This window comes from Kitasatospora sp. NPDC059722 (assembly GCF_042733235.1).
Lineage (GTDB): Bacteria > Actinomycetota > Actinomycetes > Streptomycetales > Streptomycetaceae > Kitasatospora.
This window is the reverse complement of sequence record NZ_JBHWGD010000313.1, coordinates 1-1,001: the sequence shown is the minus strand read 5'-3', so window position 1 is coordinate 1,001 and position 1,001 is coordinate 1. Positions and strand designations below refer to the sequence as shown.

1 protein-coding gene is annotated in these 1,001 nt (G+C 76.2%); it reads left to right on the top strand.

The window, feature by feature from the left end; genetic code table 11:
- Positions 1 to 1,001, top strand: a 1,001-nt coding sequence (locus ACFV4F_RS43505) for a beta-ketoacyl synthase N-terminal-like domain-containing protein (protein WP_380511630.1), incomplete at both ends; no start/stop codon positions are given.

Here is a 1,001-nt window from a genome sequence, read left to right as displayed (position 1 = left end):
GTCCTGGAGCCGGTGGCCGCCGTCGCCGCCGACGAGCCGATCGCGATCGTCGCGATGGCCTGCCGCTTCCCCGGCGGCGTCGAGTCGCCGGAGGACCTCTGGCGGCTGCTCGCCGAGGGCCGAGACGCGGTGGGCCCGTTCCCGGCCGACCGGGGCTGGGACACCGACCGCCTGCACCACCCGGACCCGGACCACGAGGGCACCAGCTACGTCGCCGAGGGCGCCTTCCTCACCGCCCCGGCCGACTTCGACGCCGCCTTCTTCGGCATCTCCCCGCGCGAGGCGCTCGCGATGGACCCGCAGCAGCGGCTCCTGCTGGAGACGGTCTGGGAGGCCGTCGAGCGCTCCGGCATCGACCCCGGCGCCCTGCACGGCTCGCGGACGGGCGTGTTCGTCGGCTCCAACTTCCAGGACTACCACCTGCTGCTGGACCCGGCCCGGGAGGGCGTCGCCGGGCACGTGATGACGGGCAACGCCGCCAGCGTGATCTCGGGCCGCGTCGCCTACACGCTCGGCCTGGAGGGCCCGGCGGTGACGGTCGACACCGCCTGCTCCTCCTCGCTGGTCGCCCTGCACCTCGCCGTCCAGTCGCTGCGCCGCGGCGAGTGCACGCTCGCGCTCGCGGGCGGCGTGACGGTGATGTCGAGCCCGCAGATGTTCACCGAGTTCTCCCGGCAGGGCGGTCTCGCCGCCGACGGCCGGTGCAAGCCCTTCGCGGCGGCGGCCGACGGCACCGCGTGGAGCGAGGGCGCCGCCGTCCTCCTGGTCGAGCGGCTCTCGGACGCGCGGCGCCACGGGCACCCGGTGCTGGCCGTTGTGCGGGGCTCGGCCGTCAACCAGGACGGTGCGTCGAACGGGCTGACGGCGCCCAACGGCCCGTCGCAGCAGCGGGTGATCCGGGCCGCGCTGGCCGACGCCGGTCTGACGCCCGCCGAGGTGGACGCCGTCGAGGCGCACGGCACCGGCACCCGCCTCGGCGACCCGATCGAGGCCCAGGCCCT